Below are 21,535 nucleotides of genomic sequence, written 5' to 3' on the forward strand. Positions count from 1 at the left end.
CGTCATGAGAGCGCCGCGTCTCGCCGCCCTTTGCGCGACGCTTGCGGCGCTGCTCTGCGCCTGCGAGGACGCGGCGCCGCAGCGCGAGGCCGTGGAGGTGAAGCGCAAGGACGAGCTGCCGAAATGGCTGACGCCGATCGATCGCGTCGATCCCGCCTATTGGCTGGCCGCGCGCAAGAGCGGCGGCGCGCCGGTGGTGGAGAGCAGGGTGGCGCGACTGCAAGCGGCGCTGGATATCGGCGGCGCGCATTTTCTGGAGGCGCCGCGAATGCTCGCCAATCGCGCTGCGCAGCTCGGCGATATGCTTTCGGAGATCGGCGCGGCGGAAGACGAGGCGGAATCGATCGAGAGTCTCGCGGGCGTCGCGGCGGCGACGGGAAGCAAGCAGACCTTCGGCGATCTCTGCCAGCATTATTTCAACCTGCGCAAGCAGGGCGCGACGCGAGACGCGGCGCTCGCCGACTTATTGGAGCGCTATAGCGTGCAGAAGCGCGGGCAATAGGCGAAAGGGGAGCAAAAAAATTGCGAGCCCGAAGGCTCGCGGTCCAGGATGCGTTTGGACCGCGAGCCTTCGGGCTCGCCTATTGGCGAACCGCGTCAGCCGCGGTTGTAGACGTCCTGCAGGCGGACGATATCGTCCTCGCCGAGATAGGAGCCGGTCTGCACCTCGATGATCTCGAGGTCGATCTTGCCCGGATTGCTCAGGCGATGAATGCAGCCGATCGGCAGATAGACCGATTCATTCTCGTGAACCAGCAGCGTCTCCTCGTCGCGGCCGACCTCTGCCGTGCCCTTGACGACGATCCAATGCTCGGCGCGATGAAAATGCTTCTGCAGCGACAGGCGCGCGCCCGGCTTCACCACAATGCGCTTCACCTGATGCCGATCGCCGGAGTCGACCGACTGATAAAAGCCCCAGGGACGGAAGATGCGCTTGTGCTCGCCCGCCTCGCGGCGGTTCTCGCGCTTTAATTGATCGACGAGCTGCTTGACATTGTCGCCATGCTCATGGCCCAGCACCAGCACGGCGTCCGGCGTCGTCACCACAATGACGTCGTCGACGCCGACGACGGTGGTCAGCGTCTCGTCCGAGCGCACATGCACATTGCGCGACTCGCGCACGACGCCATTGCCGCGCACGGAATTGCCCTGTTCGTCGCGCTCGGTCAGCTCCCACACGGCGCGCCAATTGCCGACGTCCGACCAGCCGATGTCGGCCTCGATCACCGCGGCCTTGCGCGTCTTCTCCATCACCGCATAGTCGATGGAGGTTTTGGGCGCGCGCGCGAAAGATTCGGCGTCCAGCACGAGAAAATCGAGATCGCTGCGGCCGGCGTCGATCGCCTTTTCGGCGGCGTCGAAAATCGCCGGCTCGAAATGGGCGATCTCGGCCTGCATCACATCGGCGCGGAAGATGAAATTGCCGCTGTTCCACAAATAGCCGGCGTCGATATAGCGCCGTGCGCGGGTCTCGCGATCGGGCTTTTCGACGAAGGGCCTCGAGCTTGGAGACGTCGCCGGCGATGCGCTCGCCGGGGCGAATATAGCCATAGCCGGTGGCCGCATGGTCGGGCTTGACGCCGAGCGTGACGATATAGCCGTCCGCGGCGGCGGAAGCCGCTTTCTTGCAGAGCTCGACGAGGCCTTTGGGGTCGCGCACGACATGATCGGCGGCGAGCACGACGACGATGGTCTGCGGCGAGCGGCGCGCGGCGACGCCCGCGGCGACGGCGACCGCGGCGGCCGAATCGCGCCGCGTGGGCTCGAGGACGATATCGGCCGCAGCGCCGATGGCGCGCAGCTGATCGGTGACGAGGAAGCGATAATCGGCGTTGGAGATGATGACCGGCTTGTCGAAGGCCTCGTCCGCCAGCGTCTGAATGGTGGTCTGGAAGGTCGACAGCTCGCCGATGAGCGGAATGAATTGTTTCGGGAGAGTTTCCCGCGATTCGGGCCATACGCGCGTGCCCGCCCCGCCGCACATTATGACAGGTAGTATCTTCGTCATGTATCGCCTTTCGGTGGAAGGCCGTTGTCCAGCGCCGCGCTCCTTATGAGACGACGGCGACGGACCGGATCTCGCCCACGGCCCGCAAGTCGGGGTCGACGAGGCCCGCTAGCATAGGCTGCGCCAATGCGCCAAAGATTACGTCAGCAATAGGCCGAACGACCAGGATTTGGCAAGTCGGCGCAATCGCTTCGAGCGAATCTGCGCGCTCGGAACGGGGCCGACATCACCAGTCATTTGAGGCGAAATTTCAGCTCTTGCCCTTTTTTTCGAGCTCGGCCTTCAGCGCCAGCAGCTTGGCGAAGGGCGAATCGGGATCGGGCAGGCGTTCTTTCTCCCGTCTTTCGGGCGGCGGGGAAAAGCCGTTGCCGCGGCGGCGGTCGTCCCGCGGCGGACGATTGTCGCCGCGCGGCCCGTCGCTGCGGGGCTTGCCGCCGGAGCGGAAGCCGCTCTCCTTGCGGGCGTCCTGGCGCGGCCGATGCTCGGAATGCTCGCCCTCGCTTTGCTCGGGCCGCCGGCCGCCGCCCTGGCCTTGCCCATGTCCCTGGCGCGGGCCGCGGGGACGCTCGCCGGCCGGCCGCGCGCGGCCTTCCTCCTGGCCCGGAGCGCCGCCCTGACGCCGGCGCGGCGCTTGCGGGACATGACGCTGCAAGGTCCAAATCTCGATCGGCGCGGGCTCGGCCGCGGTCGGCTCGGCGCTCGCCTCGGCCGGGCTCGCTTCCGTCTCGCTCGCTTCCGTCTCGGCGGCGATGGCTGCCGGCTCCTGCGGCGCAGGCGCCTCTTCCGCCGGCGCCTCCTCCACGGCTATCTCTTCCACGGCCGGGGCGGGAGCCTCCTCCGTCGCCGCCACGGCCTCGGCGACAGGCTCGAGCGCCTCCGCCGGCTCGGCGGCCGATTCGCCGCTTTCCGATTCGGCGCTCTCCTCGGCCGCGGCCAAAACCGGCGCGAGCGGCTCGGTCGCCGCCTTGGCCAGCAGCGGCACGGTGATCGCCGGCCCCTGACGCTCGGCCGATTGATAGCCGAGCGAGCGCAGAATGGAGGCGAAGGCCTCGCCCGCGCAGCCGGTGAGCGAGGTCATCGCCACGGTGACGACGAAACCCTCGCCATCGGCGGCGCCGGGCGGCGGATCGCCGGCGGTCACGCCGGGGCGATAGGCGCTCGCCGGGCGGATGAGATCGGCGAGCCGCTCCAGAATATCGACGCGCACCACGCGCTCGCCGCAGACGCGGAAGCCGGCGGCGCGATAGAAGCCCTTGGAGATCGCCGGATCGGCGGCGAAGGAGGTGCGGCCGGAGGCGGCGAGATGCGGCACCTCCTCGAGGCCCTTGAGATTGTCGAGCCCGCCATGCTTCAAGCCCCAGAGCAGGGCGGCGAGCGAGCGCGGCGCCGGCTTCAAGAGCTGCGGCAGATAGAGGTGATAGGCGCCGAAGCGCACGCCCTTCTTGCGCAGGGCGGCGCGGTCCTCCTGGGAGAGCGTCTTGATGTCGCGCGCCACGCGGCTGCGCTCCAACACGCCGAGCTCCTCGGCCAGCTGAAAGGCGATGCCGCGGGAAACGCCCTCGAGCCCCTCGCCCTTCTCCAGCTCCTCCAGCGCGCCGAGCAGCTTCTTTATATGCTGGGCCAGCCACAGATCGAGCCGCTGCTGCACTTTCTCCAGCGCCGCGCCGGTCAATTGCTCGTCGGCCAGCAGGCGGACCACCGGGGTCAGCACGGCGGCGCCGGGCGCGATCTTGCCGACAGGCTCGCCGAGCCAGCGAATGGTCCCGTCATTGCCGAGCAGAAAAGCGTCGTCCACTGCGTCGAACACGCGGGCGGCGCGCGCCTCTATCTCGCCGGCGAGCGCTCGCTGCGCGGCGGCGTTCAACGCCTTCGCCGCTTCGCCCGTGGCCTGCGGATCGGCCGTGAAACGAAATCCCTGCAACTGTCCGACATGCTGACCTTCGACCATAACGTCGCCGGCAGTAGTGATTTCGGCTTCGAGCATCGCGTTCTCTCTCAGGCGGCGCATCAGCACGCTGGTGCGGCGATCGACGAAACGCTGCGTGAGGCGTTCGTGCAGCGCGTCGGACAGACTGTCCTCTACCTGACGCGCGACGCTCTGCCAATGCTCTGGATTCTCGAGCCAGCCGGAACGATTGGCGATAAAGGTCCAGGTGCGCACCTGGGCGAGCCGCGCGGACAGTGTGTGAATGTCGCCGTCGATGCGGTCCACGGCGGCGATTTGCTTTGCGAACCAATCGCCTGGGATCAATCCGCGGCGCACCACATAGCCATAGACGGCGAGCGCCAGCTCCGCATGAGCGGCCGGCGAGGTCTTGCGATAATCTGGAATCTGGCACACATCCCAGAGTCTCATAATATCTGCAATTGTTTTCGTGTTGCGCTGCACAGTCTCGTCGCGCGCGGCGACCTCGAGCACCATCTGATCCTCGGCGGTGCGCGCCCGCAGCAGGCATTCGTCGGGGGAGGCGCGCTCCAGCGATTCGGTCAGCGCCTCGATCGAATCGAAATCGAGATCGCCATTGCGCCATTGCAGCGCGACCAGCGGATCGAACCAATGATTCTCGAGCGCCTCCACCGTCTGCTCGTCGAAGGGCGGGCAGCGGCCGGTGCTGCCGAAAGTGCCGTCATTCATGTTGCGGCCGGCGCGGCCGGCGATCTGCCCCATTTCCGCCGCCGTCAATCGGCGATGGCGCCAGCCGTCGAACTTGCGGTCGGCGGCGAAGGCGATGTGGTCGACGTCGAGATTGAGGCCCATGCCTATGGCGTCTGTGGCCACGATGTAATCGACGTCGCCATTTTGAAAGAGATCGACCTGGGCGTTGCGCGTGCGCGGCGAGAGCGCGCCCAGCACCACGGCCGCGCCGCCGCGCTGACGCTTGATCCATTCGGCGATGGCGTAGACGTCCTCGGCCGAGAAGGCGACGATGGCGCTGCGCGGCGGCAGGCGCGCCAGCTTGCGCTCGCCGGCGAAGGCGAGATGCGACAGCCGCGGCCGCGTGAAGATGGGAACGCCCGGCAGCAGCCGCTCGATCAAGGAGCGCATGGTTTCCGCGCCGATCAGCAGCGTTTCCACGCGTCCGCGCCAAAACAGCAGGCGGTCGGTGAAGACATGGCCGCGGTCGAGGTCGGCGGCGAGCTGAATCTCGTCGACGGCCACGAAATCCACATCGAGATCGCGCGGCATGGCCTCGACGGTCGAGATCCAATAGCTGGGCGCGCGCGGCTTGATCTTCTCCTCGCCGGTGACGAGCGCGACATTCTCCGTCCCCACGCGCTCGGCGACGCGCGTGTAGACCTCGCGCGCGAGAAGACGCAGCGGCAGGCCGATCATGCCCGTCGGATAAGAGAGCATTCGCTCTATGGCGTGGTGGGTCTTGCCGGTGTTGGTCGGCCCCAGAACGGCGGCGACGCCGGCGGTCGACGGTCGCACGCCCGGCGCGGCCGGTTTTTTGGCGGTGAGCATGGGGCTCATGATTTTTCTTTATATTTCACCTCGAGCCCTGACGCGAGCCCGGCTCCCCGAATCGATAGCGGCGATCGTCCCGGAATGGAACGGCGAAGATCGCGCTATTTTACGCTTCGAACAGGCGTCGAACGAATCGCGGCCGAATCGACGACGCTTTTCGAGTCACGCTCTGTTCGCTCGAGATATGGTTGCTCCTCGCGCCTGCGGACGCTATGGCTTCCAAATCTCGCCTTTTGCTGCAGCTGTGTGCGGCGCGTCGCGCAGGGAAGCGCGCGGACTCCGCCGCGCCTTCTTGTCAACACGCCAATTGCGACGTCCCGACGACGACGGCGTTAAGCTTTGGAATCTTGCCGGAACGGAGCGGGCACGAATCGGCGATCTCGCCGCGTTGCCGCGCCGTTCCCACGAGGTCTCGAGGCTTTCGCCCGGCGGACGCGCTATTTCGCGCCGCGTCGGCGCGCGGAAGACGGAGCCGCATTTACCTCTCTGTCTCGAAATCGGCCGTCTCGGCGCGCGCCGGCGGCCCCTCTCGCGCGGCTGGCGCGGCGTCCCAATGCGATTCGCGTGGCGTCGGCGGGTTAACGCGCTGCGTCGCGCGAGCGCGTGACGCGCTGTGGCGTAAGCCGAGCGTTAACCTTTCGTAAGCCATGATCCGCCGCGACAGCGACGCCCAGCGGATGGACAGAGCATTGGCAGAAAACAAGCGTGACTTCCGATCGAGCGTCGCGGCGCTCGCTCTCGCGCCGAGCCCGCGGGCGCTGCGATTCTTCGCCGTCGGCCTGCTCAACACGGCTTTCGGCTATGCGATCTTCTATTTCGTCTGGCGCGCGACGCAGGATTCGACCGTCGCGGCCGGCGTCTCCACGGCGATCGGCGCTCTGTTCAACTTTCTCTCCATCGGCCGCCTCGTCTTCGGCTCCGCCGATCCGCGCTTTCTCGGCCGCTTCATCGCCGTCTATGCGGCGCTCTTCATCGTCGATGCGCTCGCCCTGCGCGCGCTCGAGCATTTGGGCGTCGAGGCGGCGTTCGCGCAGGCGGCGCTGACGCCCGTTCTCGCGACGCTCTCCTATCTCCTCAATCGCGACTTCGTCTTCCGCAGCGGAGCCGGCGGCGCATGAAGACCATCTCCATCGTCACGCCCTGCTATAATGAAGAGCTCAACATTCGCGAATGCCATGCGCGGGTCGCCGCGCTCTTCGACGGCGAGCTGAAGGATTATCGCCGCGAGCATGTGTTCTGCGACAACGCCTCCAAGGATCGCAGCGCCGAAATATTGCGTGATCTGGCCGCGAGCGATCCTTGCGTGAAGGTCATTCTCAACGCGCGCAATTTCGGGCCGATGCGCTCCAACTTCAATGGCGTGATGGCCGCGAGCGGCGATGTGGTTCTCTTGTTCCTGCCCGCCGATCTGCAAGACCCGCCGGAGCTGCTGCCGCAATTCGTGAAGCTGTGGGAGGCAGGAAACGAGATCGTCTATGGCATTCGCAAGATTCGCGAGGAGGGCGCCGTCATGCGCATGGCGCGCGGCCTCTATTATCGCATGCTCACCGGTCTCTCGGAATTCACGCTGCCGCCCGGCGTCGGCGATTTTCAGCTCGTCGATCGCAAGGTCGTCGAGGCGATGCGCAGCATAGACGATTCCTATCCCTTCATGCGCATGATGACATTCGAATGCGGCTTCACCGCCGTCGGCGTTCCCTATCGCTGGGTCGAGCGTCGCCGCGGCGTCACCTCCAATAATCTGCCGCGGCTCATCGATCAGGGCCTCAACGGTCTCGTCACCTTCACGCCGGCGCCGCTGCGTCTGCTGCTGTTTCTCGGCTTCGGCATTGCGGCGCTGGCGCTCGCTTACGCTTTCGTCAGCCTGGCGCTCGGGCTGATCTTCTTCCGCCAGCTCGCGCCGCCCGGCGTGATGACGATCATCGTCGCCGTCTTCTTCTTCGGCGGCGTGCAGCTCTTTTCGATCGGCGTGCTCGCCGAATATATTCTCGCCATACATTCGCAGGTGAGGCGCAAGCCCGTGGTGTTCGAGCGCGAGCGCATCAACTTCTGAGCCGACATGACCGCGACGACATTGCAAACGAAAGCCGAAGCCTTCGCGCAGACGCGCGTGCCTCTGCGCAATCTGCTGCTGCTGCAGCTCGGCGTTCTCGTCTTTCTCCTCTCCAACGCGGCGCTCGCCTTCGGCTTTCGCGCCATCGCCGCCGCGCCCATTCTCGCGGGCTGCGCGCTCGCCGCCTTTCTCCTCTTCTCCTTTCGGCCGAAGCAGAACGGCCTGCTCGCCGCGGCGATCGATACGAAAAGTCTCATCGCCTGTCTCGCGCTCACCTTTGCTCTGCTGCTGCTCGGCGGCGAAACGCATCTCTTCTACGCCAATCTCGATTGGCTGGTGCGCGACGCCGTTCTCTCCGATCTGACGCGGCAGGGCTTTCCGCTCTTCTATCGCTATGAGGGGCAGGATTATCTGCTGCGCGCGCCGCTCGGCATGTATCTCATCCCTGCGGCGATCGGCCATTTTGCGGGGCTCGTCGGCGCGCATATCGCAATGCTGGCGCAAAATGCGCTGCTGCTCGGTCTTTGCTTCTATTTCATCGCAAAGCTCGCCGGCGCGCGTGCGACGCCTTTTCTCGCGCTCTTCATTCTGTTCAGCGGGCTCGACATTCTTCCGCAGCTCTTGCACGAAGGGCTCGAATTGCCGGACCATCTCGAATGGTGGAATTCGTCGATCCAATATTCCTCGCATGTCACGCAATTGTTCTGGGTTCCCAATCACGCGCTGCCGGGCTGGTGGGCGGCTCTGCTGCTGCTGCTGCTCGTGCGCGAGGAGATCGATCTCGCGCTCGTCGCCATTCTCTTCGCCGCTTCGCTGCTGTGGTCGCCGCTCGCCGCCGTCGGCGCCGCGCCGCTCATCGGCTTTTGCGCGCTGCGTCTGCGCGGCGCGCTCTTCTCATCGCGCAATATCGCCGCGGCCGCGGCCGGCCTCTGCTTTCTGCCGATCGCGCTCTATCTGACGATCGACGCGGAATCGGTCAAGCATGGCTGGCTCGCTGCGACGCCGGGATTCGCGCTGCTCTATCTCGCCTTCATTCTCGTCGAGATTCCACATGCGGCGATTCTCGTCGCGGCGCGCGACAAAATCGCAAAGAGCGATCATGCGCTCGTCGTCGCTTGCGTGATCGTGCTGCTGGCGCTGCCCTTCTATTATTTCGGTCCCAATAATGATCTGGCGATGCGCGCCTCCATGCCGGCGCTCTTCCTGCTCGCTTTCGCCTTTGCGGGAGTCGCCGTGTCGACGCCGCGCGACGGCGGCCGTCTCGCGTCCCTAATATCGGCGATCGTCATCGTCTCCGCCGCGACGCCGGCGATGGAGATCAAGCGCGCGCTGGTCTCTCCCGCTTTCGCAATATCGGATTGCGATCTTCTGACCAGTTGGCGCAAGACCGATCCGTCCATCTTTCCGACCAATTATCTCGCGCGCATCGAGACGCTTCCGGCCTGGCTCGGCGCGGCGAGCGAAGCGCGGCTCGAGAACGAGCAGCGAAGCTGCTGGCCGGCGCATCCGCATCTGCCCGATTCGCGCAAATGAGGCCGCGGCGCGACGCGCGGGGGATGTCCACAGAATTTCGCTCATGACATTTGGCTTTTGACTTGGCGCGGCGTCGAACGCTAAAACCGCGCCTCTTTGAGAAACAGCCGACAAGGATAGCGCATGGCGTCGATCGTCGAACGAATCAGCACGGAGCTCTCCGCGAAACCTTGGCAGGTAGAGGCGGCCGTCGCTCTGCTCGATCAAGGTTCGACCGTGCCCTTCATCGCCCGTTACCGCAAGGAGGCGACGGGCCAGCTCGACGATATCCAGCTGCGTCATCTGGAAGAGCGCCTGCGCTATTTGCGCGAATTGGAAGACCGCCGCAAAGCGATTCTCGATTCCATCGAAGCGCAGGGCAAGCTCGACGACGCGCTGCGCGCGACCATCATGGACGCCGACAATAAAGCGCGGCTCGAGGATATTTATCTTCCCTATAAGCCCAAGCGCCGCACCAAGGCGCAGATCGCGATCGAGGCCGGTCTCGCGCCGCTCGCCGAAGCGCTGCTCGGCCATCCCGAGCGCGAGCCGAAAGCGCAGGCCGAGCCTTTCGTGAACGCCGAGAAGAATGTCGCCGACGCGACCGCCGCGCTCGAGGGCGCGCGCGCCATTCTCGTCGAGAGATTCGCGGAAGACGCCGATCTCATCGGCCGCTTGCGCGAGACCTTCTGGACGCGAGGCCTGATGAAATCGAAAGTGCGCGCCGGCAAGGAGACGGCGGGCGCGAAATTCTCCGATTATTTCGATTTTTCCGAGCCGCTCACCAAGCTTCCGTCGCATCGCATTCTGGCGATGTTCCGCGGCGAGAAGGAGGAGATTCTCGATCTCGAGATGCTCCCCGAGCCGAGCGAAGGCGCCGTCGGCTATGAAGGCCAGATCGCGCAGCGTTTCGTCATCGCCGATCGCGGCCGCCCGGGCGATCGCTGGCTGCTCGACACTGTGCGCTGGGCGTGGCGCACCAAGATCGAGCTGCATCTTTCCGTCGATCTGCGCACGCGTCTGTGGCGTCTCGCGGAAGACGAGGCGATTCGCGTCTTCGCCGCGAACTTGCGCGATCTTCTGCTCGCGGCGCCGGCCGGCGCGCGCGCGACGCTCGGCCTCGATCCGGGATTCCGCACCGGCGTCAAGGTCGCGGTCATCGACAAGACCGGCAAGATCGTCGCGACCACGGCGATCTATCCGCATGAGCCGCAACGGCGATGGGACGAATCGCTCTCCATTCTCGCCAAGCTGGTGCGCGAGCACGCCATAGAGCTGATCGCCATCGGCAATGGCACGGCCTCGCGCGAGACCGACAAGCTCGCCGGCGATCTCATGTCGAAATTCCCGGAGCTGAAGCTCACCAAGATCGTCGTTTCGGAGGCGGGCGCGTCCGTCTATTCCGCATCGGAATACGCCTCGCGCGAATTGCCCGATCTCGATGTGTCGCTGCGCGGCGCCGCCTCCATCGCGCGCCGTCTGCAGGACCCGCTCGCCGAGCTGGTGAAGATCGAGCCCAAGGCGATCGGCGTCGGCCAATATCAGCACGACGTTTCCGAGGTGAAGCTCTCCCATTCGCTCGACGCCGTCGTCGAGGATTGCGTGAACGCCGTCGGCGTCGACGTCAACACCGCCTCTGCGCCGCTGCTGGCGCGCGTGTCCGGCGTCGGCGAATTGCTCGCTTCCAACATCGTCGCGCATCGCGACGCCAATGGCCCCTTCCGCACGCGCGAAGCGTTGAAGAAAGTGCCGCGTCTCGGGCCGAAAGCTTTCGAGCAGAGCGCGGGCTTCTTGCGCATCGTCGACGGCGACGATCCGCTCGATCGCTCCGGCGTGCATCCAGAGGCCTATCCTGTGGTGCGGCGCATTCTCGCCGCCGCCAAGACCGACATAAAGCAGCTCATCGGCAATGCGTCCGAGCTGCGCAAGCTGCGGCCGGCGCAATTCGTCGACGAGAATTTCGGCCTGCCGACCGTCACCGATATTTTCGCCGAGCTGGAGAAGCCCGGCCGCGATCCGCGCCCCGCCTTCAAGACCGCGACCTTCCAGGAGGGCGTGGAGAAGATTTCCGATTTGAAGCCCGGCATGATTCTCGAGGGCGTCGTCACCAATGTCGCGGCCTTCGGCGCCTTTGTGGACATCGGCGTGCATCAGGACGGGCTCGTCCATATTTCCGCAATGTCCAAGACCTTCATCAAGGATCCGCGGCAGGCGGCCAAGCCCGGCGATATCGTCAAGGTGAAGGTGTTGGAGATCGACGCGCCGCGTAAGCGCATCTCGCTCACCATGCGGCTCGACGACACGCCGGATCAGCGCCAGGCCCCGTCGGGCGGCCAGCGCCGTGACGGCGGCGGCGCGAGCCCGCGCCAGATGCGCCAGCCGGAGCCGCAAAAGGGCGCAGGCGCGCTGGGCGAGGCGCTGCTGGCGGCGATGCGCACGCCGCAGAAGGGCCGCTAGCTGGAGTTTCGAGCGAAGCGGGCGCCGCTTCGTTCGAAAAACACGGCTGCAATAAAAGCAATCCCGAAGCTTTTCCGGTTCGATCCGAACCGGAAAAGCTCTAGCCTAGTCACGGAAAGTAGTGATGTCTCGTCGCGCCGTCATACCGGCCCGTCTTCATGCAGCAGCGCTTGAAAGCTACGGCCGGAGCCGCAGGGGCAGGGATCCGCGCGGCCGAGCTTTTCGACGAGCTCCTTGTCGCCATGGACAAAGCGCAGGCCGCGCTTGACGTTGGTTTCCGAATTAAAGCCCTTGCGACGCTTGGATGTGGGCTCGAAAGCACGCCGGGGCGTCGAAATCGCTGTCATGTCTCATGACCGCCTCCCCTATGTTGGAATGTGGGCGCTGGAGCGGGTGAAGGGAATCGAACCCTCGTATTCAGCTTGGAAGGCTGCTGCTCTACCATTGAGCTACACCCGCGGCGGAGCAGATATGCCAAGTCGCGCCGCGCTTGGCAATGCTCTCGCGCGGCCGGCGCCGCTCCAAAGGCGCGATTTTCGGCGATTCGCGCGCAATCCGGGGCTTTTCGGCGCGTGCGGCTTGACAGGCTCGCGTTCGATTTCTCATTTGACAGCCGGGCAAGGGCAAACTAACCGAGCGCCCGACCAACGTCTCCACGGGCGGTCCCACACCGCTCTATCTCGAGGATGCAAGGACCGTGGCCAAACCCGAACTCGGCGCCAAGCGCCAATGTCAGTCTTGTGGCGTCAAATTTTTCGATCTGAACAAGGATCCGGTCGTCTGCCCGAAGTGCGGAGCGATTTTCCATATCGTGACGTCGCGAATCGCCTCCCGCAATGTCGATCCCGATGAGGGCGCCGAGGGCGAGAAGGATGCGGAGATCGTCTCGCTCGACGAGGTGGAGGCCGCCGAGAACAAGGCCGAATCGATCGAGGCGGACGAGGACGTCGAGATCGACGACGCCGCGGAGGAGGACGACACCTTCCTCGAGAATGAGGAAGAGGAGGACGACGACGTCGCCGGCCTCATCGATGGCGACATCGACACGGATGAAGAAGGCTGAGACGAAAACGGCGGTCCCGAGCTTCGGGGCCGCCGCTTTTTTTTGCGCTGTTGTTGCGATTTATTTTTTCGCCGGCTCGTCCGGGAAGGGCGTGAGCGCGGAATAATTGGCCGGCACGGGCTGCGTCAGCGCGCCGAGGAAAGCGGTGATCGCAGCCACATCCTTGTCGGAGAGGTTCGCGCCCAATTGCACCTTGGCCATCACGCGCACGGCCTGCGGCAGCTCGGCCACCGAGCCGTCGTGGAAATAGGGGCCGGTCTTGGCGACATTGCGCAGGCTCGGGACCTTGAAGACATAGAGGTCCGCGTCATTCTTGGTCACATCGGCGCGGCCCTTGTCCGGGTCCTTGGAGCCCGTCTGCTTCCAATAGTCCTCGACGACGCCGAATTTGGAGAATGCGGTTCCGCCGAGCCCGACGCCGTCGTGACAGCCGGCGCAGCCGACATCGACGAATTTGCGCAGGCCTTCCTGCTCGGCCGGCGTCAGCGCCTTGGCGTCGCCATTCAGAAACGCGTCGAAGCGCGTCGGCTGCGGCAGCGTGCGCTCATAGGCGCCCAGCGCCTTGCCCCAGTTCTTCTGCGTCACCGGGTCCGCCTCGCCGGGGAAGGCCTTGGCGAAGGCCTCCGTATAGCCGGGGATGGATTTCAGCTTGGCGATCACTGTCGCGAAATCGGGATTGCCGAAGCTCACCGCGCCGGTCGGCGATTTCTCGGCCTGATCCTCGATCGATTCGCGATCGCCGCGCCAATGCGCCTTGAACTGCAAAGCGGCGTTGAAGATCGTCGGCGCATTGCGCGGATTGAGCTTGCCGAGCACGCCGAAAGATTTCGGCAGCCCGTCGGCGCCCTGCTTCTCGGGCAAATGGCAATGCGAGCAGCTGACATTGCCGTCGGCGGAAACGCGATTTTCGAAGAACAGCCGCCGACCGAGCTCGGCCTGGGCGGATGTGGCGCTCGGCGAGGCCGGCAGAGGCGCGAAAACGCGCTTGGCGTCGGAAAGGAGCGCGACGTCGGCGCCGGCCGCGACAGCGGTCGCGGCGAGGCACAATCCCGCAGCCGCAAATCCGACCAGCGCGGAAATTTTTATGGTGGAAGTCATGATGGTCCGCCGTTTCTCGTAGCGGGAGCTGGGGCTCCGGCGGGCGCATCCTGTATCGATTTATGAGAGCCGGCAAGGCCGGCTCTCATAAAATCATACTTCACAGCTAGGGTTGACGCGCGGCGCCGATCGGGCGCAATCCGAGCCAGCGGCTCGCGCTCGGAAAAGCGCGGCGGATAACTGTTTCCGCCGCGATCACGGCGAGGAGAGACAGGCCGAGCGTCGGCAGGAAGAGGCCGAGGGCGAGGATGAGGCTCAGCATGAATGGCGCGAGGCGCGGCTCGGGCGAGAAGGCCGGCGGCGCGCCCAGGGCGCCGCGCGGGCGTCGCCGCCACCACAAGACGACGGAAGAGACCACGAGCAGCAGATAGGCGACGACAGTCAGCAGGCCGAGCAGCTGATTGAGCCAGCCGAACAGCTGTCCCTCATGCGCGGCGACGCCGATTCCGAAGATGCGGTCGATGAGCGGAGACGTGGCGAAGCCCGTCTCGCGCAATTGCTCGAAGCTCGCCGGGTCGAATTCGATCGTCCTGCGCAGCGGGCGGTTCTGCGTTCGCGATTGGACCTTCCAAGCGGCGCCTTCCGGGCCGGGGGGCGAGATCGTCACCGGCTCGGCAAGTCCGAGCCCGGCCGCGATCGGCGCGATTCGATCGAAACCGACGCGCGTCGCCGTCATTGCGCCGGCGGCGGCGTGATGCGCATGGTGCTCCGCATGTTCGCTCGGCGCGGGCGCGGCTTGCTGGAACTGCTCCTTGCGCTGCTCCCGCGCGTCGGCGGGGCCCGTCGTCCAATCGGGATGAACGAGCATCGTCTCGCCGATATTGCGCATATAGCGGAAGCTCTCGCCCCAGACCAATGTCCAGGGCAGCGCCGTGACGAGCAGGAACAGAGCGAAAAACGACACCCACAGACCGGTGACGGCGTGGAGGTCGCGCCAGAAAATTCGGCCGCCCTCGGTGAGACGCGGATAGGCGACGCCGGCCAAGCCTTTCGCGTCGCGCGGCCACCAGAGATAGAGGCCGCTGACGATCATGACGATGGCCCAGGCGCCGGCGAGCTCCAGCAGCACATGGCCGGGCGTCCCCAGCAGCAGATCGCCATGAATGGCGGAGGCGAGCTGCGACGGGCGGTATTTGTCGTCCTGAACCGCGAGAATTTCCAGCGTGTCGGGACGCACCAGCGCGCGCTGGATCGCGAAATCCTCGGAGCCGCGGCGCCCGGTCATGAAGGTCACACGGGCGGCGTCGGCCGGATCGGCGCGCAGCTCGAGCGCGGTCAGCCGCGCGTCGGGCAGAGCCGCCTGCGCCGCCGCCACTTGCGCGTCGAGCGATTGCGGCGCGCCATTCAGCGCCATATGATCGTAGGGCCGGTCGAGCCAGGCGTCGATCTGCGGCTTGAAGAGATAGACCGCGCCGCTGAGCGACAGCACGACGACGAAGGGCAGGCAGAACAGCCCCGCATAGAAATGCCAACGCCAGATGGTGCGATAGGCCGCGGAACGGACGGACGCATCCTGCGATCCGACGAGATTGCGGACGATCATATTCATATTTGGCCTCCTCGACGACGCCGGCGCCCGCCGCGGGCCGGTCGTGTCTTTTCTCAACTTCGATGTGATGGCTCGCCGATGAAAAGCTCGGCCGTCTCATTGGGAGCGTAACGCCGAGGCTGTGCGATTGTCGAGATCGCAAGGGGACGTCGCATTGGAAGACGTCGATGGGGACGTCGCGCGAGAGGGGCCGACGCGAGCGTTCGCGCATTATGGCGTCGGCAGGGACGAGCAGCGCCCGACCGCGACAGGCGCTGGCGCGCAAAAAATGACGAGCCGGTAAGAAGGTCGCCTCCGTGAGGAGAGCGGGCTTCTTACCGGCTCGCTGAATTCGGCCGCTTCATGACAGAAACGGCGAGCGCGAAATCCGTTCAGATTTCAGCGGATTCGTAGCTGGTGATTTCCATGCCGACGCAGACTTCGACGATCACCGGGGCGGTCCATGCCATGTTCATCTCCTCCGTTCGAAGAAATCGCCCTTTCGAGGCGAATGTCTCATCCCGCTTCTCGCTGCAATCGCGCTTGGCCGCATGAGCTTGGCAGGTTTGAGCTGGGCGATTGAGTAGCATGAAGCTATGCCACGCGCAATTCGGCAAATTGAGACAGCGTGTTTTCAAATCTTCCCGACTTCGTCGCAACCCATGGAAGTTGCGAGAGGAACGACATTCGGCGCGGCGGCCCGGCGCGCTTGTGGTCGGGCAATCCTCCCATGGGAGGCGGATCGGGTCTCCCGCCGCGCGGGCGCGGTCATAGCGTCGCCGCTCCGATCTGCTGCAAAACACCCAATCGATCGACTTGCAGCCATGCCCGGGCGAGCTTGCCGTCGCCGGCGTGATAGATGGCGATCCGCTCTTGAACGACCATTTTGCCCGTCGGGGCGACGCCGGCCAGCGGCCCGAGCTGCGCGGCGCGGAATCGCCAGCGCAGGCACACTTTGCCGTCGACCGCGAACAAATCCTCGATCTCGAATCGAAGGTCGGGAAAGGCGGTGACCATGCGTTCGATCGTCCGCCGGAAACCCTCCGGGCCGCTTTCGCCATTCGCGCCGATGAAATCCGGCGCCAGATAGTCGCCCAGCCGGTCCAGCCGACGTTTGTTGAGACAATCCTCATAGAGGCCTTCGACGAGCTCCGCCGGCGTCATGACGCTCCCTCCATTGACAATATATTGTCTTTTGTCAGTTTGACAATATATTGTCAATATCTCGGCTGTTCAGGGAGATCGATCATGCCTCAGTCGCGCGGCGACGCCCTGAGCGGGCTCGTATGGGAGATATTGCTGACCGCGGGCCGCCTGACGGAGCTCGGCAACAGACTCACCGCGCCCTTCGGACTGACCGCCGCCCGTTGGCAGGTCATGGGCGTCATCGTCCACCGAGCGGCGACCATAGCGGACATCGGCCGTCGCCTGTCGCAGAGCCGGCAGGGCGTCCAACGTTTGGGCGATGAGCTGGCGCGGGACGGATTCGCGCGCTACAGCCCCAATCCAAAGCACGCGCGCGCAAAGCTGCTCGGCCCGACGCCGCAGGGCGCAGCGGCGTATCGAGAGGTGATGAAGCTGCAAGCCGAGTGGATGGACGCTCTATCCGCTGAAATGCAGATCGAGGACATCGCCGCGGCGCGGGCGCTGCTCGCGACGCTCGCGTCCGGGCTGGAAGACGGCCGAACGCGAGACACAGCGCAGGGGCGCGAGCGCTCGTCGAGCGGCTGAGGGTTCGACGTCGGCGTATCGGCGCTGCTGCGCGTGGCTCACGCCGGCAGCAGCACCTCGCCCTTGCCGAACACCGCCGTGTCGCCAGCGAAGCGCTGCAGACGGCCGGAGAGCAGGCGCGAGGCGCCGCGGCTCTCTCCCGCCAGCGATTTGGCGAAGAGCTTGGCGAAGCCGAGATTATGCACGCCGCAATCCACGTAAGTCGGTCCGAGCTCGCGCTGCTCGGAGAGCACGATTGTCGCGCGCTTGTTGAGATAGCCGATGCGCTCGCCCTCGGCCGTCCCCAGCACGATGATCGTGCCGGCGATGGCGCGGGAGCCCAGATCCTCGCCCGCGTCGCCCTCGACGATGATAATGCCGCGGCGCAGCCGATCGCCGGCGCGCGCGCCGACGCTGCCGCGCACCACGACGCGCCCGCCGGACATGCCGGGAATCTCGCCCGCGAGCGGCGCGCCCAGGAAATCCCCGGCGTCGCCGTAAATATCGATATTGGTGCCGGCCGATTGCGAGGCGGCGTAGGGGCCGGCGTCGCCGGCGACCGTGATCGTCCCGCCCTTGGCGGCGCGGCCGAGCTGCGCGCCGACATCGCCCTCGACATGAATGGCGAAGCCCGGCAGCAGCTTGGCGCCGAGCAGATCGAAGCGGTCGGAGCCGCCGTCGAAGCGCACCGAGCTGACGTCGCCGAGCTTCACCTTGAAGATGTCGCCGACCGTCACGCTCTCGCGCGTCGTGCCGATGGAGAGGGACTCGATTTCCTTCGCCGAGCGGCCGACGAGCCGATCGGGCGTCAGGGGCGAGAGGTCGAGCCGCTGGTCGGGCTCGGCTTTCAGCGTGAAGAGAAGCGGCTTCACTTACACGAGATCCTTCAGATGATAGTGGAAGGGGCCGAGCTTGCCGCCGTAATTGCCGGCGCCGACGCGTTTCGCGCCGTTCTTGGGGCCGAGCGCGATGATCGCCTTCAGCCCGGCGCGCATCCCCGCCGCGACCGCCTCGCTGGTGAGGCCGTCGATGACGATCTCCAGCACGCAGCCGATATCGGCGTCGAGCGCGCTATTGGTGGCGCCGCGCAGCGTCGGGCAATAGGCGTCATTGGTGGAGGCGCCCATGCCCTTATACTTGGAGCCGACCTTGGAGCCGGAGCGCACCACGCCGCCGGGGAAGGGCGCGATGGCGTCGGGCGTCTTGTGGACGGCCTCCACCGCGGCCTCGGTCGCACGCATGGTGCTGGCCCAATCCTCGCCCATGATGAGCAGATTGCCGCCGCCGACCGATTTCTTGGTGAGGCCGACGGAAGATTCCACCAGGAACTCGCCGTCCATCACCGGCACGCGCCAGTAGCGGCGGCCGTCGATCGCCTTGGAAATCTGCCATTTGTCGCCGAATTGGCGCATGGAGTCGCCGACCTTGATCTTCGCCTCGCCGTCGAAGGCGGAGAAGACGGCCGAGCCGGGGCAGGTCAGCACGCATTGGCCGATGCGATTGACCAGCGCCTTCTCGACGCTCTTGGGCGAGAAGCCGAAGAGCAGCACGCGCACGCCTGGACGCCCGTCCGGCGTCTCGCGCGTCGACAGCTCGCGGTCGATGCCGGCCTCGCAATCGCAGCCGATGACCGATGTGGCGTAGCCGGTCATGGTGGTCGCGGCCTGCAAGGCCCATTTGCGGGTCGGCGCGGTGACGACCACGCCGGAGCCGGTCATCGGAAAGGCCTCGGCGAAGCTCTCGTCGATGCGGATTCCCTTGCGGATCAGCTGCGGCATGGGACCTCCGCAAAGGCGTCGGCGTTGGGGAGGGCGGCGTCCTGCACCTCGAACAAGGAGCGCGGCAGGCCGTAGAGCCCGTCGTAATATTTGTCGAGGCGGCTGTTGATCGCCCGGTCGTAGTCCGGCCGCACGCGCAGCGTCCTTCCCTTGGTGTAATGCGAGACCTTGCCGTCGCGCACGACGAGATTGCCGTCCTTGAAGACATAAGCGGCGCTGCGGAACATCGCCGCCTTGTCCTTCTGCGGCTTGTAGACCGCGACGTCGCCGACCGAGCCGACGCCCAATTGGCCGCGATCCTCGAAGCCATAGAGCTTGCGCGGCGCGGCGCGCGTCATGGTCGCGATCTCATAGAAGGAATATTCGCGCTTCAGCGCCGGGAGATTGGTCAGCTCCAGCACATCGGCCGGCAGGCGCGAGCAATATTGCGCGCGCTTGTCGGCGCTCATCAGCAGCGCGAAGACCTCCGGGTAGGTGGTGAAGGGCGCGCCGTTCGGATGGTCGGTGGTGAAGAACACCCGCATCGGATCGTCGATCAGCAGGAACAGCTCGAGGCCCGCCGCCCATTGCACCGCATTGTAGAAATCCGACACGCGGTAGGAATAAGGCGAGACGCCGAGGCCGTTGGAGTCGCCGTCGAAGATGACGCCCTTCTTCGGCCGCGCGCCGGGCAGGCTGTTGAACTGCTTCATCACATCGGAGGAGATCGTCACAATGTCGGCGAACATCACCTGTCCGACGTCCACCGTGACGTTCTTATGGGCGTTGACCGTCTCAGCCAGCCGCGCGGCCGCCGAGGAGAAGCCGTTCTTGCCCTCGAGCCCATAGGCGTAGAATTGAATATGGGCGAGATGCAGCGGCAGGCCCTGCGAGGCCTCGATCGTCGCCACCGCCGTCTCTATGTTGCCGGCGAGGCCGAGATTGTTCATGTGCAGATGCAGCGGATGGCGGATCTTGGTGGCGTTCACCGCCCGCTGCAGGGTCTGGAATATCTCGCGAGACGAGAGCCCATATTCCGGCACCACATCGTCGAGCGAGAAGTGCCGGACATTCTGCTTGAAGGCGTCGACGCCGCCGGCGTTGACGCATTTGACGCCGATCGCCCGCGTCGCCTCCAGCGTGGCGCCGATGTAATCGACCACCGAATCCTGGCTCGCGCCGTCGCGGAAGCCGGAGAGGAGGAAATCCTCGTTTCCGAGCACCGTCAGGAAGCCCTTGTCGATGATCGGAATATCGGCGAGCTCGAGATGGGCGTGCAGCGCGTGATGGGGCGAAACCGCCGGCTCTATAACCGTGGTGTAGCCCATTTGCGCATAGAGGCGGCCGGTCTCGAAGGTGGACCAGCCGGCCGTCGACAGCGGCGTGTTGGCCGGCCGCGGCCGATGCGCGCGATGCGCCTCCGGCAGCAGCAGGCGGGCGGTGTTAACGCCGCCGCCGGCGATATGGGAGTGAATGTCGATGGCGCCGGCCATGACGATATGGCCGCTGACGTCATGCTCGACGTCCGGCGTCCGGCCGGCGGGCGGCGCGACGATGCGGCCGTCCTCGATATAGAGATCGCCCACGCCGTCCACGCCATTGACGGGATCGACGATATGGCCGCCGCGAAGGCAGATCAGCACGGCAAGTCCTCCGAAAATTTGGCGCTGATGGCGGCGATGGCTTGCGCCACGCTCGGCAGCTCGGCCGGCGCGCTCGCCCGCCGCAGCACCATGGAGCTGGTCTCCTGCGCGAATTCCACCGCGTCGTAATTCTCGCCCGGCTTGCCGACGGCGATGAACAGCCCGCGCTTGGGCGCGGAGCCCGGCGGTCCGAGCGTGATGAGCGGAATATCCGCCGCCTCCCAGGGCGGCGGCTCGCCGTCATAGGCGGAAATCCACAGAGCCGCGTCGGCCTCGCCGCTCTCGACGAGCCGGCTCGCCTCGAAGCGCCAGGTGTCGTGCTCGGGATAGCCGCGGCCAAAGCCCGTGCGCGGCGGAAAGCCGGTCATCCAGGCGGAGGTCTGCAGCACGCCGGTCGCGTCGGCGCGGCCGCCGATCGGCACGCCGGTGAAGCGCGTCGTGGCGTTGAGCTCGGTGATCATGCCCTGCAGCATTTCCACCATCAGCGTGTCGAGCCCGGCCGCCGCCCAGACGGCGACGCCGAAACGCGCCGATTTCAGCGCATCTGCAGCCGCGTCGAGCTTTTTGGCCGCGGCCGCCGAAAGCGCCACGGGCCGTCCGCCGACGCGCGCGCGCAGCGCCGCCAGCACGCCGGGAAGCTCGGCCTCCGTCGCCGGAATGGTCTCGACCTCGACGCCCTCGATCTTGGCCTCGCCCCGCTTGGGGCCGACCCAGAGCACGCGGCGCTTGGTCTTGCCGCCGTGGACTGTCTCCTTGTCGAGCGCGAGGCGATCGAAGATCGCCGGCCAATAGCCCGCGAGCCCCGGACCGACCAGCAGCACGAGGTCGGCGCGCACGCGCGCCTCATTGGGCGTCGTCACGAATATCCCCGCGGAGCGGACGACCTCGAGGTCGGCCAGCGAATCGCGCGAGGCGAGATGATCGAAAGCGCCTCTCAGCCGCTCGGCCAGCAGGATCGCGGCCTTTGCTCCCGCCACATCGGCGCCGAGACCGGCGACAAGGGGGAAATTCGCGGCTTGCAGGATTTTGGCCGCTTTTTCGTAGGCGTCTTCGGAAGAAATGGATTTGCCGTCGAGCGTCGCGTTGCTCATTGCCCCAACCGATGTTTCCACCACGCCCGGGTTTGCGCCCAGGCATTTTTTGTCCGCTCCCGGCGCGACGGCCGAAAGCGAAGGCAAGAGCGGCGCGGCCCCTCGCCGGAGCCTGCGTCGCGCGCTATGCCTATCAGCCACGGCGC

At 65.9% G+C, this 21,535-nt stretch carries 17 protein-coding genes, 1 tRNA gene and 1 pseudogene; 7 read left to right on the plus strand and 12 right to left on the minus strand.

The window, feature by feature from the left end:
- Nucleotides 1-4 precede the first annotated feature (4 nt).
- The gene (locus METLW4_RS25335; protein ID WP_018267734.1) at nt 5-502 is read left to right on the plus strand and encodes a hypothetical protein; all 498 of its coding nucleotides are present in this window, start codon (nt 5-7) and stop codon (nt 500-502) included.
- Between the two features lie 95 nt (nt 503-597).
- Here the strand turns inward: METLW4_RS25335 and METLW4_RS25340 are convergent.
- Nucleotides 598-2,008 (minus strand): annotated as a pseudogene (locus METLW4_RS25340) (mannose-1-phosphate guanylyltransferase/mannose-6-phosphate isomerase).
- 250 nt (nt 2,009-2,258) lie between these two features.
- Nucleotides 2,259-5,474 carry a helicase-related protein gene (locus METLW4_RS0118545; protein ID WP_018267736.1) on the minus strand — a complete coding sequence of 1,072 codons (3,216 nt, stop codon included), beginning with the start codon at nt 5,472-5,474 and terminating at the stop codon, nt 2,259-2,261.
- Between the two features lie 692 nt (nt 5,475-6,166).
- Between METLW4_RS0118545 and METLW4_RS0118555 the strand changes: the two genes are divergently transcribed.
- From METLW4_RS0118555 to METLW4_RS0118570, 4 genes are all read left to right on the plus strand, one after another.
- The gene (locus METLW4_RS0118555; protein ID WP_157235240.1) at nt 6,167-6,595 is read left to right on the plus strand and encodes a GtrA family protein; all 429 of its coding nucleotides are present in this window, start codon (nt 6,167-6,169) and stop codon (nt 6,593-6,595) included.
- A complete protein-coding gene (locus METLW4_RS0118560) occupies nt 6,592-7,530 on the plus strand; it encodes a glycosyltransferase family 2 protein (protein ID WP_018267739.1) in 939 nt (312 codons plus the stop codon). Before METLW4_RS0118555 ends, METLW4_RS0118560 begins: the two co-directional genes overlap by 4 nt.
- Nucleotides 7,531-7,536: 6 nt before the next feature.
- Entirely contained in the window at nt 7,537-9,063 is a 1,527-nt protein-coding gene (locus METLW4_RS0118565) for a hypothetical protein (RefSeq protein WP_018267740.1), read from the plus strand.
- Between the two features lie 123 nt (nt 9,064-9,186).
- Nucleotides 9,187-11,499 carry a Tex family protein gene (locus METLW4_RS0118570; protein ID WP_018267741.1) on the plus strand — a complete coding sequence of 771 codons (2,313 nt, stop codon included), beginning with the start codon at nt 9,187-9,189 and terminating at the stop codon, nt 11,497-11,499.
- Between the two features lie 140 nt (nt 11,500-11,639).
- On the opposite strand, the gene METLW4_RS0118575 is transcribed toward METLW4_RS0118570, so the two are convergent.
- Both METLW4_RS0118575 and METLW4_RS0118580 read right to left on the minus strand, forming a co-directional pair.
- A complete protein-coding gene (locus METLW4_RS0118575; RefSeq protein ID WP_024881302.1) occupies nt 11,640-11,846 on the minus strand; it encodes an SEC-C metal-binding domain-containing protein in 207 nt (68 codons plus the stop codon).
- Nucleotides 11,847-11,884: 38 nt separating this feature from the next.
- Nucleotides 11,885-11,958, minus strand: a tRNA-Gly gene (locus tag METLW4_RS0118580).
- A 238-nt stretch (nt 11,959-12,196) separates the two neighbouring features.
- Here METLW4_RS0118580 and METLW4_RS0118590 point away from each other — a divergent pair.
- Complete coding sequence (locus tag METLW4_RS0118590) at nt 12,197-12,562, plus strand: TIGR02300 family protein (protein ID WP_018267742.1); 366 nt, start codon at nt 12,197-12,199, stop codon at nt 12,560-12,562.
- 60 nt (nt 12,563-12,622) lie between these two features.
- Here the strand turns inward: METLW4_RS0118590 and METLW4_RS0118595 are convergent, their stop codons facing one another.
- The 4 genes from METLW4_RS0118595 to METLW4_RS0118615 form a co-directional block, all read right to left on the minus strand.
- On the minus strand, nt 12,623-13,660 hold the full coding sequence (locus tag METLW4_RS0118595) for a cytochrome-c peroxidase (RefSeq protein WP_018267743.1): 1,038 nt from the start codon (nt 13,658-13,660) through the stop codon (nt 12,623-12,625).
- 106 nt (nt 13,661-13,766) lie between these two features.
- On the minus strand, nt 13,767-15,209 hold the full coding sequence (locus tag METLW4_RS0118600; RefSeq protein WP_018267744.1) for a PepSY-associated TM helix domain-containing protein: 1,443 nt from the start codon (nt 15,207-15,209) through the stop codon (nt 13,767-13,769).
- A gap of 371 nt (nt 15,210-15,580) precedes the next feature.
- Nucleotides 15,581-15,778, minus strand: a complete 198-nt coding sequence (pqqA, locus tag METLW4_RS28375; RefSeq protein WP_198290198.1) for a pyrroloquinoline quinone precursor peptide PqqA — start codon at nt 15,776-15,778, stop codon at nt 15,581-15,583.
- Between the two features lie 178 nt (nt 15,779-15,956).
- Nucleotides 15,957-16,352, minus strand: a complete 396-nt coding sequence (locus METLW4_RS0118615) for an ester cyclase (protein ID WP_018267747.1) — start codon at nt 16,350-16,352, stop codon at nt 15,957-15,959.
- An 84-nt stretch (nt 16,353-16,436) separates the two neighbouring features.
- Here METLW4_RS0118615 and METLW4_RS25350 point away from each other — a divergent pair, with 84 nt between their 5' ends.
- Nucleotides 16,437-16,919, plus strand: a complete 483-nt coding sequence (locus METLW4_RS25350) for a MarR family winged helix-turn-helix transcriptional regulator (RefSeq protein WP_018267748.1) — start codon at nt 16,437-16,439, stop codon at nt 16,917-16,919.
- Nucleotides 16,920-16,957: 38 nt separating this feature from the next.
- Here the strand turns inward: METLW4_RS25350 and METLW4_RS0118625 are convergent, their stop codons facing one another.
- From METLW4_RS0118625 to METLW4_RS0118640, 4 genes are read right to left on the minus strand one after another with little or no spacing between them, the layout of a single operon-like run.
- Nucleotides 16,958-17,770, minus strand: coding sequence for a formylmethanofuran dehydrogenase subunit C (locus METLW4_RS0118625; protein WP_018267749.1), 813 nt, complete (start codon nt 17,768-17,770; stop codon nt 16,958-16,960).
- Complete coding sequence (fhcD, locus tag METLW4_RS0118630) at nt 17,771-18,676, minus strand: formylmethanofuran--tetrahydromethanopterin N-formyltransferase (RefSeq protein ID WP_018267750.1); 906 nt, start codon at nt 18,674-18,676, stop codon at nt 17,771-17,773.
- Nucleotides 18,664-20,298, minus strand: a complete 1,635-nt coding sequence (locus tag METLW4_RS0118635) for a formylmethanofuran dehydrogenase subunit A (RefSeq protein WP_018267751.1) — start codon at nt 20,296-20,298, stop codon at nt 18,664-18,666. Before METLW4_RS0118635 ends, fhcD begins: the two co-directional genes overlap by 13 nt.
- Nucleotides 20,292-21,389: a formylmethanofuran dehydrogenase gene (locus METLW4_RS0118640; RefSeq protein WP_018267752.1), complete on the minus strand. Its 1,098-nt coding sequence runs from the start codon at nt 21,387-21,389 to the stop codon at nt 20,292-20,294. The genes METLW4_RS0118635 and METLW4_RS0118640 overlap by 7 nt, the downstream gene beginning before the upstream one ends.
- Nucleotides 21,390-21,535: the final 146 nt, after the last annotated feature.

The sequence above is a fragment of the Methylosinus sp. LW4 genome (genome assembly GCF_000379125.1).
Lineage (GTDB): Bacteria > Pseudomonadota > Alphaproteobacteria > Rhizobiales > Beijerinckiaceae > Methylosinus.

Bases quoted from the DNA above. Each gene is read 5' to 3' on its own strand.
- METLW4_RS25335 (WP_018267734.1), top strand. From the start codon at position 5: ATGAGAGCGCCGCGTCTCGCCGCCCTTTGCGCGACGCTTGCGGCGCTG.
- METLW4_RS0118545 (WP_018267736.1), bottom strand. From the start codon at position 5,474: ATGCTCACCGCCAAAAAACCGGCCGCGCCGGGCGTGCGACCGTCGACC.
- METLW4_RS0118560 (WP_018267739.1), top strand. From the start codon at position 6,592: ATGAAGACCATCTCCATCGTCACGCCCTGCTATAATGAAGAGCTCAAC.
- METLW4_RS0118565 (WP_018267740.1), top strand. From the start codon at position 7,537: ATGACCGCGACGACATTGCAAACGAAAGCCGAAGCCTTCGCGCAGACG.
- METLW4_RS0118570 (WP_018267741.1), top strand. From the start codon at position 9,187: ATGGCGTCGATCGTCGAACGAATCAGCACGGAGCTCTCCGCGAAACCT.
- METLW4_RS0118575 (WP_024881302.1), bottom strand. From the start codon at position 11,846: ATGACAGCGATTTCGACGCCCCGGCGTGCTTTCGAGCCCACATCCAAG.
- METLW4_RS0118595 (WP_018267743.1), bottom strand. From the start codon at position 13,660: ATGACTTCCACCATAAAAATTTCCGCGCTGGTCGGATTTGCGGCTGCG.
- METLW4_RS0118600 (WP_018267744.1), bottom strand. From the start codon at position 15,209: ATGAATATGATCGTCCGCAATCTCGTCGGATCGCAGGATGCGTCCGTC.
- pqqA (WP_198290198.1), bottom strand. From the start codon at position 15,778: ATGCTACTCAATCGCCCAGCTCAAACCTGCCAAGCTCATGCGGCCAAG.
- METLW4_RS0118615 (WP_018267747.1), bottom strand. From the start codon at position 16,352: ATGACGCCGGCGGAGCTCGTCGAAGGCCTCTATGAGGATTGTCTCAAC.
- METLW4_RS25350 (WP_018267748.1), top strand. From the start codon at position 16,437: ATGCCTCAGTCGCGCGGCGACGCCCTGAGCGGGCTCGTATGGGAGATA.
- fhcD (WP_018267750.1), bottom strand. From the start codon at position 18,676: ATGCCGCAGCTGATCCGCAAGGGAATCCGCATCGACGAGAGCTTCGCC.
- METLW4_RS0118640 (WP_018267752.1), bottom strand. From the start codon at position 21,389: ATGAGCAACGCGACGCTCGACGGCAAATCCATTTCTTCCGAAGACGCC.